Below are 14,010 nucleotides of genomic sequence, written 5' to 3'. Positions count from 1 at the left end.
TTCTATCAATAAAAGTATACTAACAAATAGCCATAGATTCGGCCATGGCTTTAGCTTACTAACAGAAGAGGGTTATTTTTCTTCCGTTTTCAGAGGCTCTTTGAAGATTCCAGTATAAACGTTCCCATCTTTATCGATATATCCTCGATACATGCCTACCGAGTTGAAGGAAAACACAGGATTGCCTTTGGGATCTAAAGCGACAACGCCTCCCTCACCTTTCATTTTTACCAGCTTATCCTTAATGACTTCGTCAGCCGCTTGTTGCAATGAAATATTCTTGTATAAAACACGAGCGCAAATGTCATGTGCAACCGACGCTCGAATAAAATACTCACCATGCCCGGTAGCCGACACAGCGCAGGCATTATTATCGGCGTAGGTTCCAGCTCCAATCACTGGAGAATCACCAATACGTCCAAACTTTTTATTGGTCATTCCACCAGTTGAAGTACCTGCAGCTAGATTACCAGCCTGATCAAGGGCAACAGCCCCTACGGTTCCAAACTTGTCATCGTCGGGCCAGCTCTTAAGGCCCGAAAACTGATCATCTTTATCTTCTGATAACCGAGAAGATTTGCTGTTATCTTTTAACACACGCATTAATTGATTCCAGCGGCGCTCGGTATAAAAATATCCGCTGTCGACGATATCTAATCCGTTTTTCTCCGCAAACACTTCTGCACCACCACCACTGAGCATAACGTGTTTTGATTGAGTCATGACAGCATGAGCTAACTTGATAGGATTTTTAACATTACTCACACCAGAGATAGCTCCAGCGTTAAGATGTTTTCCTTCCATGATTGAAGCATCCAGCTCATTGGTTTTTTCGTGAGTAAAAACCGATCCTTTACCAGCATTAAAAAGCGGAGAGTCTTCTAATATAACAATCGTAGTTTGCACAGCGTCAACACTGCTACCGCCCATCACTAAAACTTCGTAACCTGCCTTAAGCGCTTCGGTCATTTTTTTGTGATAAGCCCGCTCTAATCTGGGTGACAGGTTTTCTTTGAGAATGGTTCCAGCACCACCATGAATGGCAATGGCAAAAGGAGGCTGAGAAATCGCTTTTTTTTCTGAAGACACTGCCCAAGTAGACATACTCAACATCACAAAAACAAACAATACGCGCATACAATCTCCCGACTTTTATTTTAATGATATTTCACCGGGATAATGTTCTCCGGCTACCTGGCTAGATCAAGAAAGTCGCAACTTAATTCATGACAAATAAAACCAAATTGCTAACCGAGGCAATAAGGATCACTAACCAAGTTAATAATGTTCCCCAAAAGCGTCCAAACGACTTGCCGATAGAAGAACTGAGTCCTTGCGCATGGAGGATTCTACCAATAAGTAACGTCGCCCCTAAACCATGCACGAAATATTCTGCTGAACCATTTACTTCCAAAATAGCAATAATGATTAGTGCAATAGGCACATACTCAATTGCGTTCGCATGAGCTCTGATAGCTCCTTCAAGTTCTTTATCTCCACCACTACCAACACCCACTAATAGCTTACGGCGAAACTTAGTAACACGATAAGCCAAAAATAAAATCAATAGCGCCAACGGAGCAGCGTATAACCCTGTAATCGATAACATCATAATATACTTACTTATTTTCTAATTGTTATGGTGCAACATTTTTACCCTATTTCGCATCAATACTTCAATCTTTGCTTAAGGTATTCAGGTTAGTATAGGAAATTTATTTGAGATTGGGAATAGCGGCACTGAATCAGCTACCTATTTGGTGTAATCAACACACCATCCTATCTTTAAAACCAATAAATATTCTAAAAAAGCCTACCCTGTCAACTTTGTAACTTATTCAAACTGGTTAACGACGAAATCAATCGCTTTATAGCATTAACTCTTCTCGCACTATTATCAGCTTATCGCCTTATCCTGTTTGTGTTATCTTGCTAATCCATCGTGCTTTACGTTACATAAACCCGGAGATTCATAAATGAAAACTCTAATAAAATCTTTATCTCTCTGCCTTGCACTGGCTGTAACAAACACCTATTCAGAAGAAAAAAAGCAAGAACTCAGCTTTGAGTCGACTCAAGTTGCTCCAGGCATTTATATGCTATCCGGTGTCGGCGGGTTTACAGGCGGCAATATCGGTTTATCCATAGGAAAAGACGGAGTTGTGATGATTGATGACTCCATGCCTCCCATGCTAGATATTATGAAAACAGCGATAAAAAGTGTGACAAAAAAGCCTGTCGACTTTGTTATCAATACTCATGTACATGGCGATCACATTGCTAATAATGCAGCAATGAAAAAAGAAGGCGCTCGGATCGTAGCCCACGAAAACTTACGTCGTCATCTTGTTAAGAAAGGCATGTTTAACGGTAAAGAAAATGTGCCCGTTTCTGAAGACGCATTACCCGTTATTACGTTTTCTCATGCCATGAACTTTCATCTGAATGGCGAGAATGCACGCCTTATTCACGTTGCCCACGCTCATACTGATGGTGATGCAGTAATTTTCTTTAAAAAATCTAATGTTGTACATACTGGCGATGTTTTCTTTAATGGTATGTTTCCATTCATTGATCTAAACAGTGGTGGTAGCGTAGATGGTTATATTAAAGCGCAGAAGAAAATTTTGAAGTTAAGTAATGACAAAACCAAAATCATACCTGGCCATGGTCCTTTGGCCTCAAAGGAAGATCTGGCTCGTTCAGTCGCTATGTTAAAAGATGCCAAAAAACTGATTGCTAAAGCGATTAAAGCCGGAAAATCGGAAGATGAAGTTGTCGCTATGAATCCATTAAAAAAATATCACGACAAATGGAATTGGGGCTTTATTACTACAGAAAGAATGACCCGACAAGTTTATAAAGGACTCACTCAAACGAAAAAAGCCAGTCACTCTCATTCTCACCAGCATTAAATGAAAAAGGCGGCTATTCAGCCGCCTTTGTTTTATCCATTGATCATGGCAAGGTATTCACTTTCGGTTAACACCGTTACGCCTTTCTCTTTAGCCGCATTAATCTTATTAGCCCCTACCTTTTCACCCGTAACCAGATAATCGGTTTTTCCTGATACAGACTTGCCTACTTTGGCTCCCAGAGCTTTGGCTTGCTTCTCCATATCACCACGAGGACCAGAAACCATGCTCCCGGTAAAAACGACCTGTTTTCCGGTGATGGGCGTTTCGGCACCATCTCCACCACCGAGTTTTTCGGTTCTGCGTAAATTAAACTGCAAATTAAAAATCTGGAAAAACTCGTGCTTAATATTCTTTAAGCCTTCAGCAATAGTTTGCGCACTAAGCTCGGCAAAGCCATCAATCTTCACCATATCTTCAACCGACACATCAAAAATTGTTTCGATATCATGATGCTCCAGTAATCTTTCGCAGTTGCCAGGACCAAGACGGACAACTCCAAAAGCTGCTAAAAAACGCCAATCTTCGATCTCTATGCTGCGACTCGCTGCCAATTGATTGACCAGGTTTTCAGAGGTTTTATCACCAAATCCCATCTCAACAAAATCTTCAACTTTTGATTGATAAATTTCATGAATGGAACGAACGCCTTTCTCGTTGAGTATCGCAATCGTCGCAGGTCCAAAACCATCAATGTTGCCCAGGGTTTTAAAGAAATGAATCATGGTGTTTTCGGTTTGTGCAGGGCATTCAGTCGTATTAGGACATATAATATGATCGCCATCCCATACAACATGAGAACCACAGCTAGGACACTCTTCAGGAAACTCAGGCTCAACAGGTTGCAACACTTCTTCTATCTTTGGAATGACCAAGCCGCTACGAACCAATTGAACAACCGCTCCAGGTCCTACACCATTGCTTTTTACCATGCCATAGTGATGAACCGTGGCTCGGCTAATAGTCGCTCCACTCAACCGGGTAGGTTCTAACTCTGCTACAGGGCTAATTCTTCCTGTACGAGAGGTTTGAGGCGTTACTTTTATTACTTTAACTTCTGCTTTTTCGACATTGGATTTATAAGCAATTTGCCAACGATGATGATGTCGAGTAGCTCCCATATGTTGTTTAAGCTCATCATGAGTCGCTTCTAAAATCACTCCATCCACATCGAAATCAACAGCGCTCCAGATTTCTCCAGTAACCTCGTCAAAATCTTTTAACAAGGCCTCGAAATGCCCTTGCCAGTTAGTGATCGCCGCAAAGGGATAAAACACGACAGCGCCATCATCAATTGCCTTCTGAACGCGTTCATCAACTTTCTTTTCTGCAATAATAGCGGCCTGAATATTACGCGAGTTTTCGAAATGTTCATTTAGGTGTTGTTCAAAGTAACTCTTCTTAATAACAATCTCACCAGCACCCTGGCCGCGAGCACTTTGCTCAGCAACTTGCATTCCACGTGCAAACGCACGAGTGATATCCTGACCGCGAACACCATCACCACGAGTGTATAGCGTTTCACCATCATCATACGCCGCATACCCATCCAGTTTTGGCGTTACTCGAATCATCAGTTCGCTAAGCGGCAAATCAATTTCGTCAGCCGCTTTTTTTAATCGATCAATCCATTTAATAATATCTTCTTCGCTGTATGCTTTATCCGTAGATAGCATTTTTTGTGGTAACGCCACAGTCTTTGATACATGAACAGGCTCAGGTTCAACAAGGGTTAAAAAAGGATGTTGAGGATCACGGGTCGCTAGTTCTTTTAAGAAAACGTGATCATAAACATGATCATCAATAAGAGGGACACCAGCTCGATAGGCCGCATTAGCAATTTTTAACGTTTCTTCTAAATCATTAATAGATAAGCTCGTTAAGTTCTCTTCATTAAGTAAAAAAAGAACTCGCTCTTCACCAACCTTTAAATTGGCATTTGCTAATGCATCTAGTTGTTCTTGATTAATTGTTGTACTCATTATTAGTTGACCTGAAACTGGCTCTATTCAGAAGCAGAATAGAAGAAATGATTATTTATCCATAAGGAATATCTGGCTTTACTTAGACAATAGGTACAGGCCAGATCCCACCATAAACATAATTAGAGAAACTAATAAGCAGCACATTTACAAACCTATGCTGCTTGCTAGAAGTACTATTTAACTATGCTTTGGCGTCAAATTTTGTCGCTTAAATTCTTTGATTTTTTCCAGCTCGTGCTGAAAAGTTTGTTCAGTGAACACACTGCGACTGCCATCAATAATTTGCCCACCAACACTCTCTTGAATACTGCGGACCACCTCAACCATCTTAGAATAGGCCTGGGTTGGCTCAAAAGGTCCTGGCAGAGTCATAAAAAAGGTTAACCCTTTAAACTGCTCATTTTCCATTATATTGAGGTCGAAGGTGCCAGGATTCATCGCATTGGCAACACTGAACCATTTATGCTGAGAATCCGTAATGGTTCGGTTGTAATGGAAAATATCCATATCGCCAAATCGCAAACCATTTTCGATCATTGATTGCAATAGCTTTTGCCCAGAGAAAAGTTCTTCATCTTGAGAAATTAAAGCCAAAGACAAAATGACTTCGGGCTCTTGCTCTTCACTCTGCTCGACTGTCGAAATTGGCTCTACCTTAGGCTCCGTTTTTTCGTCATTACGAGAAGCCACCAAAGGCTCATCGTCAATAACCATTTGTGGTGCTTTAGCTCGACTCACCACACGAGCCTCGCTCACTCCATCCATATCGAAGCCCTGGCTATCGCGCGAAGCCCCATCAGTTGCAACATCACTCGGATGAAGCTTCTGCTTTTGTTTGCGATTACGAGAACGACGCATGCCGTCCCACAAAATAATACCGAGGATCGCAAACCCTATTACCGCGAGTATTATTCTTAATTCCCACTCCATATCACACTCCTTGATGATTACTGTGATGCCAGAGCTGCTGCTTCTTCGATGTCTACAGCAACCAGACGCGATACTCCAGGCTCTTGCATAGTTACCCCTGCGAGCTGGTGCGCCATTTCCATCGCAACCTTATTGTGCGAAATATATATAAACTGAACTTTCTCTGACATCTCTTTAACAATGTTACAAAAACGACCAACGTTGGCATCGTCTAATGGTGCATCAACCTCATCCAACATACAGAAAGGTGATGGATTCAGCTGGAATATCGAGAATACCAACGCAATCGCTGTTAATGCTTTTTCACCACCTGATAACAGATGGATCGTACTGTTACGTTTACCCGGAGGTCGTGCCATAACGGCCACGCCAGTATCGAGTAAATCTTCTCCAGTCAGTTCCAGGTAAGCGTGACCGCCACCAAAAACTTTCGGGAATAATTCTTTTAAACCTGAGTTAATTTTATCAAAGGTCTCTTTGAAACGCGTACGAGTTTCGCGATCAATTTTACGAATCGCATTCTCCAGCGTTTCTAAGGCACCGGTTAAATCTTCATGTTGAGTATCAAGATAAACCTTGCGCTCTTCTTGTTGCTTATGCTCATCAATGGCAGCCAGATTAATAGCACCCAGACGCTGAATACGAGTGGCAATTTGTTCAAGACGTTTTTGCCATTCATCTTCATTAGCGTCTTCTGGCAAACCAGCGACTAACTCTTCTACCGCATGCTCTTCTTCTACCAGAGATTCGGCCTGAGTGTTTTGACGCGTTTTGCATTCTTGCCATTCCATTCGCGAGCGTTCAAGACGTGAGCGAATAACTTGCGCGGCTTGCTCAGCTTCAGCACGCTTTTTATCCAGCACACGCATTTGATTATCAGCTTCCGATAATTTTTCACGTGCAGCTTTTAATTCTTCTTCTACCAGCAAGCGCTTTTCTAACGCATCCTCAAGGTCGATCTGCAAATCATCAGTTGGTTCACTCACACCCGCTAAGTTGTCTTCTAGCGTTGCTTTACGTTGTTGCAGCTGTGCCACTTGGTCATGCATACGCTGAAAGTTGACTTGAGTTGAGTTGATTTGCGTTTTTAGCGACTCCACTCGTAACGCTAATTTATGAGCAACGTCTTTTGCTTCACGAGAACGACTGCGTGCCTGCTCTAATCGATTGCGCTTTTCTTCGCGCATCGAAGATAGTTCTTCTTTCTTCTCTAAATCACCCGCCATCGATTCGACCAGCTCACCGATCAGCATTCGGCTTTTGGTGACATTAGTTTCGTCTGTCTGGATTTGCTGCTGAACTTCGCTTTGCTCACGACGCAGTTTTTCCATACGTTGGCGAGTTTGATCTAGCTTGGCTTGCTGGCTACCAACTTTGGCTCTTAATTCACTATAGACCTTATTGGCGTCGCGCAGTTCACGCTGTTTTTGCTCCCAGGCATTTTCTTGCTGGCGCGTTTTTTCTTTCAGTGCTTCGGCTTCTTCTTCACGCTCTTCTAACCAAAGCTCTTTCTCCTCCAGCTGTGCCGATAATTCTTTCAGCTCTGCCTCACGCTCAACCAGACCGGCTTCGTTCTCGGCTTTACGACTAACACGGATCCATTCTTTGCCCAGCCAGATACCGTCTCGAGTCACCACACTTTCATCAGAAGCTAGTTGGCTTCTCATCGACATCGCACTGGCCAAGTCATCAGCCATTTTTACTTTACCAAGAATGCCACCAAGATCGACGGGGGCAGTTACCTTGCTAGCCAAGCTATCAGCAACCAATTCACCATTGGTATTCTTTTGCAAGAAAGATAATTCGCCTTCACTCAGCTCGTTCAGATCGGCTAACAGCTCAACATCATCCACCAACACGGCCTGCAACGTATCGCCCAAAACGGTTTCTACGGCTGTTTCCCAGCCGCTTTCTACCGACATTTTTTCAACCAGGCGCTGGTTAGACTTAAGGCCTTTTTGCTCCAACCATTGGCTGGCGACCTTGTTAGAACGTCCTAAAGCGGCTTTCTGTAAGGCTTCAAGCGAGACCTTGCGGCCCTGCATTTTTTGAACTTCTTTACGAGTTTCATCGATGGTGCGAGACTTCTCACGTTGTTGCTCTCGCAACCCAGAAATCTGCTCAACCAGCTCTTCTACCATCTCAGCCAGTGCAGCGGTTTCTTCTTCCGCCAAACTTAGCGCTTCAGAAGCTTCCATCATCGATGCTTCCATCGAGTCAGACTCTAAACCTGCCAGCTCTCTTTCGGTATTTTCTAGACGCGACACCATTCGCGAGATATGCGATTCAAGGTGCTGTAATCGAGTTTTCTCAACTTCCAGTTGCTGGTTGTTTTTGGAGGATTCCTGATTAAACGAATCCCACTGACTTTGCCAATCCAGCATGTACTCTTCTAGCTGCATGAGTTCTTCTTGAGACGCCTCAAAAGACTCATTATGCATTTCGAGCTCTGGTTCAGCTTCCATCAACTCTTGTTGCAGTTCTTCAAGACGGGATTGGTCGTTTTCTTTTTGATCACCAATTTGATGTAAAGACTCGCTTACGTTTCGGATGTCTTCAACTAGCTGAACTTTGCGTTCTTTTTGGTGCTTAATGGCTTGCTCAAGACGCGCGATATCTGCACCGATACCATAAAACCGGCCTTGTACTTCATTAAACTGATCACTCAATTCAATGTGTAGCTCTCGAGAGCGCTCGATATCGGCATCGGCACCACGCTGATCGGCAATGCGAGATTCCAGCTCGGTTTCTAACTGGCCAATCAGTTGCTCATATTCTCCCACCTGATTATGGAAGCGCTGCCAACGCAAGGCAGAGAGCTGTGCCTTCAATTCACGCTCTTCGGCTTTGAACTCTTTGTACTTCATGGCCGATGTGGCCTGACGTTGCAGGTGAGATAGCTGCTTGCCCAACTCCTCACGAATGTCTTCAAGGCGTTCGAGGTTTTCACGAGTGTGGCGAATACGGTTCTCAGTCTCTCTACGACGCTCTTTGTACTTAGAGATACCTGCCGCCTCTTCGATAAAGACACGAAGTTCCTGGGGCTTTGACTCGATCAAGCGCGAGATCATACCCTGCTCGATGATCGCATAAGAACGTGGCCCAAGACCGGTGCCTAAGAACACGTCGGTGATGTCTTTACGGCGACAACGTGCGCCATTGAGGAAATAATTAGATTGTCCCTCGCGTGTCACCATGCGACGGATAGAAATTTCAGAAAAATTGGCCAGTTCGCCAATAACACGCCCTTCGCAGTTATCAAATACCAGCTCGATACTGGCCTGCCCTACGGGCTTACGGGCTGTGGAGCCATTAAAAATAACGTCAGTCATCGAGTCGCCACGCAAGTGCTTGGCAGAAGACTCCCCCATTACCCATCGAACAGCATCAATCAGGTTCGACTTGCCACAGCCGTTAGGACCCACAATGGCGGTCAAATTTTGAGGAAAAGGTACAACTGTGGGGTCCACAAAAGACTTAAATCCCGCTAACTTAATTTGTTTTAAGCGCATAACTCGAATCTGTATCGTTATTAATTATATGTGTTTCACTCGCGCATTTTATCGCAAATAGGTATTTTTCAACACACCCTCTTGACCAAAAACTAATCAAGATAATGATTTTTATTACTTTTTGTTTTTAAAACTTAGTCCAAATGAACAAAAAAGACAGATATCTCTTACAGTTCTTTCAACATTTCGCTTTTTCAACTTTAGCCAGTTAGTGTAAATTATTTCGTACCGGAAACACACTCTTTGATATCTATTTTGAGGAAGAATTTAACAATATGATAACCAGTGGATTTAGTGGTGCTCAATATTTCACCCGTGGGTTAGCCATGGTCAAGCAAAAGGGAATACGCAAATTTGTGTTTTTTCCTTTGCTCATCAATTTCTTATTACTCGCAGGAGCGGCGGTTTGGATATTTTCTCGCCTATCAGATTGGAAACAAGCGATTTATGACGCGAGCTGGGAGTGGGTTCAATGGGTCTTCGACTACATGGGCTGGCTGATTTGGCCAATTTTCACCCTAGTCATCATCTTGAGTATTTTTTATGCTTTTGCCATTTTAGCCAACTGGATAGCCGCGCCTTTTAACGGGTTGTTATCAGAAGCGGTAGAGAAGAAAATAGCCGGGAAAGACTACGACGGTCTGGATATGACTGCAGGCGAAGTGGTAAAAGACTTGCCCAGATTACTCGGTCGCGAATGGCACAAGTTTAAGTATTGGCTACCCAAAGCACTGATATGTCTAGTGTTGTTTATTGTCCCGGGACTTAATTTAATTGCTCCAATCATCTGGATTTTGTTTAGTGCCTGGATGATGTGCATTCAGTATGTGGACTATCCTCAGGACAACCGCAAAAGACCCTTTGAACACACACTCGAACTATTACGCCAAAATCGCTCTGGCCCCATGGGCTTTGGTTTAGTGATCGTGTTTTTTACTATGATCCCTGTTGTGAATATTTTGGTTATGCCCGTTGCTGTGGCTGGCGCTACTATTATGTGGTTTGAGCAGTATAAAAATTAAACGTAACCCGTTGCTCTAATACTAAGAGCAGCGGGTTTATTCCTACTTACAAGACATTAATAGTCGACGAAATTAACGCCTTCTATTTCGCAAGTTTTATCGTTATTGCTTCCTCTCCAGTTTGGCGAATCATAAGCATTAATACGAATTCTCGACTTCGCGTGATAAGCAGAAAGCAAAACACTCATCACCGTATCTCTACCCGGTGAGTCCGCCGATACATAATAACCAGCAGTACACTCTTCAGCAGGATTAGATAACTTCACAAAAATATCACCAGGAGCACTACTCCGATTATAAACAGAAAGATAAGTGATATTGCTAATGCCGCTATATACATAGGCGGCTTTTGCATTCACCACAGCCCCCAATAAAACAGCAGACAAAAGTAATTTAGATAAACATAACTTCATAAAGAATTCCTTAGATACTAAATATTCGACTATTGTCGATATGGCGAAAAAGAAATCTATTGGATTATGCCATACGACCCTATGAGTATATCAAAAAACGACCAGTTTAACTTAGGTTAAATATAAGTCATCTTGGGGTCTGCTGTGATACTATTAGCGCTCATATGTATTAGTTAGATTCATAAACCAACCAGGATGATTAACAACTTGTTTAAAGAGATTTTGGAGAGGAGAGTACTTCAAATTGTTGGAGGTTATCTGGCATTTGTTTGGTTATGTGTCGAGATGTCTAGCTGGCTTTCTGGGGAATTTAACTTAAGTACCCGGTTTCCTTTGCAATTTGCAGTGTTTTTTCTCACGCTGCTACCCGCTGTAACTTATGTCGCCTACAATCATGGCGCTAAAGGGCGTGATGAGTGGTCAAAAAAAGAACTCTGGCTCATCATTGTTAATTTAATCATCAGTGGCGGAATACTTGCTTATATCTCTAACAAGGCAGATAAAACACTTGAAGTGGTCGTCGAAAAAAGCTCGTCACGTCAGCCTCCCTTAATAGCCATTATTCCACTAAAAAATCTGAGTGATGAAGACAACGCTTGGTGGTCTCAAGCTTTCACTTTATTGCTACAGATGGATCTAGAACAAAATAAAAACATACGTGTGGCAAGTTCAATATCGAGCTCCTATTTCGCCTATAACTCATCCGGTTCAGCTCTACCTATTGAGCACAAAAACCTTAAATCTTCAATTTACATTGCTAACAAGATTGCAGCGCAGTACCTGTTAACAGGAGAGCAAGCTAGCACAGGCGACAACCATCAACTGAAGCTTTCACTTTATTCAACAAATCCAGTCAAAAAAATAAAGGATATGCAGTGTGATGACTCCTTAGTGAACTGCGTCGACCAATTCACACAAGATATCACTCAAGCATTGAATCAGAAATGGGAGGGGGATGACTACCCCGCTTTGGAACTTGTAACCAGCAATGTCAGCGCTTTAAAAGACTATACACAGGGCCTAATTTCTATTCGTAAGAGACAACTTGATAAAGCATTAGAGTTATTGGAAAGCGCAGTATCGAAAGACAGCCAGTTTGCTCTAGCATTAGCAGAATTAGGCGTTGCTACCGTACAAAAAACAGGTAATAGCGAAGAGTCTTTACAATACGTTAATCGGGCACTCAAATATCACTTTAAGCTGCCCAATGATCTAGTCTACGTATTAAAGACCGCTAAATTTAACTATGCTCACCAATACGATAAACAGCAACAGTTACTAGAGTCATGGAACTCGATGGAAAGCAACAATATCTACGCTAAGATCGAGTTGCTTATGTTTTATATGACTTTTTCCAAAGTCAACAAAACCATAAAGTTATTAGAAGAAGTATCACTCACGCACAAACAGTATAAATCTTTGCTTGCTAGACAGTACATGTTGATGGGAGACTTAAAGAAAGCTCAAACGCTTTACACTTCCTTATACGCAGAAGCTCCAGAACAACACCACTATCTGGCTCAAATCGCAAGAACTTATCACTTCTCCGGCGAATATGAGAAAGCTCATAGCTTGCTTGATGAAGCAGCACTCCTTTTAGGAAATTCTGCGGAAGTTGACCAATTACGAAGCCGCTTTTTTATTCGAGAAGGACGATATAATGATGCACTCCCCTTGCTGACCAGCCTAGATTCTTTCTCTGGCTCCAAGGATGAAGGGTTAGCTTTAGCCAGCAACTATCGCATGCTTAACCAGCCTGAAACTGCTATTGAAATTTACAAACGCTTAAAGTCTAAAAAATCGCAAATGATGGTCCATCAATTGCAAATCGACAGCGAGCTCGCATTAACCTATGCCGAACAAAGTCACTTTGAGAAAGCCAGAGAAATTACGCTCGCACTTTCAGAACGATATGACCATGAGGCACAAAGCTATATCGAACAAATACAGCTGCATATTGAAACTTTAGCTAATAACAAAAGTCAAGCTCACCGTTTGATCAAAAAGATTAAAGATAAATACAAGCTGCTAGACTCCCGCTTACTTTATGCGGACATATCTGAATGCATTTTTGATAGCCGTGAGGGTGTGATCAAAGCAAGCAGTTGTGAATCCGCCTTTAAACGTGTCAGAGAAACAGGTAACCAATATTCCACTAGCTCCCTGTTCAAGTTATTTAATCTTTATTATGCAAAGTATTTACTAGAACATTCTAAACAATCAGAAGCCAATGAGTTTTTGGAGACATCGCTGAGATTTTGGCCTGCTCAGCAAGAGTTACAGGAATTGAAAGAAGCTAAAGCTCTGTGACAGAGCTATAGCTTGATTGACTATAAAATATAAACAGGCAGCTTAACTATCGCAATATTAGCGTTTACCAACCATTAATTTGAATTTAGGATGGGCGACAATGTCCTGAATTGTTTTTTGAACCGCTGGAGCCAGTGACTCAGCTACTTTTTGACAGGCTCGATCGGCGACCCAGAATGACTCGAAAGGATAAATAGTATTTACTTCAAATGATTCATTACCATCAGTGAAAGACAAACGGATGTTCCAATTTCCAGAGCCTAAGTTTGAATTAAAGTCGATATGTTCAAGTTTTCCTTTCAACTTAACAGCGGAGTCTTCCGAGAAAACTTCAGCTAATTTAAGCTCACTCTTAAAAGCTTCAAAGATATAGCTCTCATAGGTTTGACCATTAGGTGTCTTTACAGGTCCCGCAGCTCGGCAACCTATGGATTTTAAATCAGAGTTAAAAGAAGAGAACTCACTGATTTCGAATTTATTAAAGCTTTCGTTAGAGATCACCTTCACGTTAACGGCAGATGGTGAGTATGGTGTAGCCTGAAAAGTACAGCCAGATAAAAAAAGGATAGAAGCAGCGCCGACTAATGCGACTCTCTTATTAATGCAACTTAGCATGTATTTAACTCCGATTATAAAAATAATAAATATGCTTACAGTAATTTAACTGTCAAAACCTGATATGAAATATCGTATAAAACAGGACGCACCAATTCACTACAAAAATCAGGTAGCAAAAAAGAAGCAGTCTAGTATTAATTAATGACCTATTTTTAGGGCGAATACTTAAATATATCCAGAGACTGTAAATAACTCTGTGTAACTGTCTATTATTAACCTATTGAATAGGAGATGGTAGACCGATGGACAAGAAAGAAATTGAAGCCTGGGCACGTAAAGCAGCTAAAGGTATCAAGACAGAGGAA

Annotated in this window: 10 protein-coding genes; 3 read left to right on the top strand and 7 right to left on the bottom strand. The window is 42.1% G+C overall.

What is annotated here, in order from left to right; translation table 11 throughout:
* Positions 1–72: 72 nt before the first annotated feature.
* Both NH399_RS21335 and NH399_RS21330 read right to left on the bottom strand, forming a co-directional pair.
* Complete coding sequence (locus tag NH399_RS21335; protein WP_253043232.1) at positions 73–1,137, bottom strand: isoaspartyl peptidase/L-asparaginase family protein; 1,065 nt, start codon at positions 1,135–1,137, stop codon at positions 73–75.
* Between the two features lie 82 nt (positions 1,138–1,219).
* Entirely contained in the window at positions 1,220–1,612 is a 393-nt protein-coding gene (locus NH399_RS21330) for an MAPEG family protein (RefSeq protein ID WP_253043231.1), read from the bottom strand.
* 364 nt (positions 1,613–1,976) lie between these two features.
* On the opposite strand from NH399_RS21330, the gene NH399_RS21325 reads away from it, so the two are divergent.
* Positions 1,977–2,915 carry an MBL fold metallo-hydrolase gene (locus NH399_RS21325; RefSeq protein WP_253043230.1) on the top strand — a complete coding sequence of 313 codons (939 nt, stop codon included), beginning with the start codon at positions 1,977–1,979 and terminating at the stop codon, positions 2,913–2,915.
* A gap of 32 nt (positions 2,916–2,947) precedes the next feature.
* Here NH399_RS21325 and NH399_RS21320 read toward each other — a convergent pair whose 3' ends face one another.
* The 3 genes from NH399_RS21320 to smc all read right to left on the bottom strand — a co-directional run bounded on the left by NH399_RS21320 (position 2,948) and on the right by smc (position 9,342).
* Positions 2,948–4,897, bottom strand: a complete 1,950-nt coding sequence (locus NH399_RS21320; RefSeq protein ID WP_253043229.1) for a helix-hairpin-helix domain-containing protein — start codon at positions 4,895–4,897, stop codon at positions 2,948–2,950.
* Between the two features lie 180 nt (positions 4,898–5,077).
* Positions 5,078–5,830 (bottom strand): cell division protein ZipA, encoded by a 753-nt coding sequence (gene zipA / locus NH399_RS21315; RefSeq protein ID WP_253043228.1) that lies wholly within the window; start codon positions 5,828–5,830, stop codon positions 5,078–5,080.
* A gap of 17 nt (positions 5,831–5,847) precedes the next feature.
* On the bottom strand, positions 5,848–9,342 hold the full coding sequence (gene smc / locus NH399_RS21310; protein ID WP_253043227.1) for a chromosome segregation protein SMC: 3,495 nt from the start codon (positions 9,340–9,342) through the stop codon (positions 5,848–5,850).
* A 275-nt stretch (positions 9,343–9,617) separates the two neighbouring features.
* Between smc and cysZ the strand changes: the two genes are divergently transcribed.
* On the top strand, positions 9,618–10,364 hold the full coding sequence (cysZ, locus tag NH399_RS21305) for a sulfate transporter CysZ (protein WP_253043226.1): 747 nt from the start codon (positions 9,618–9,620) through the stop codon (positions 10,362–10,364).
* 56 nt (positions 10,365–10,420) lie between these two features.
* Here the strand turns inward: cysZ and NH399_RS21300 are convergent, their stop codons facing one another.
* Positions 10,421–10,777: a hypothetical protein gene (locus tag NH399_RS21300; RefSeq protein WP_253043225.1), complete on the bottom strand. Its 357-nt coding sequence runs from the start codon at positions 10,775–10,777 to the stop codon at positions 10,421–10,423.
* A gap of 207 nt (positions 10,778–10,984) precedes the next feature.
* On the opposite strand from NH399_RS21300, the gene NH399_RS21295 reads away from it, so the two are divergent.
* Positions 10,985–13,087, top strand: coding sequence for a tetratricopeptide repeat protein (locus NH399_RS21295; protein ID WP_253043224.1), 2,103 nt, complete (start codon positions 10,985–10,987; stop codon positions 13,085–13,087).
* A gap of 57 nt (positions 13,088–13,144) precedes the next feature.
* On the opposite strand, the gene NH399_RS21290 is transcribed toward NH399_RS21295, so the two are convergent.
* Entirely contained in the window at positions 13,145–13,702 is a 558-nt protein-coding gene (locus NH399_RS21290; RefSeq protein WP_253043223.1) for a hypothetical protein, read from the bottom strand.
* Between the last annotated feature and the right edge of the window lie 308 nt (positions 13,703–14,010).

Source organism: Pleionea sp. CnH1-48 (assembly GCF_024124665.1).
In the GTDB taxonomy this organism is placed as follows: Bacteria; Pseudomonadota; Gammaproteobacteria; order Enterobacterales; family Kangiellaceae; genus JAMXSB01.
Note: the sequence above shows the minus strand (reverse complement) of the source record. Positions and strands in the feature narration are given on the sequence as shown.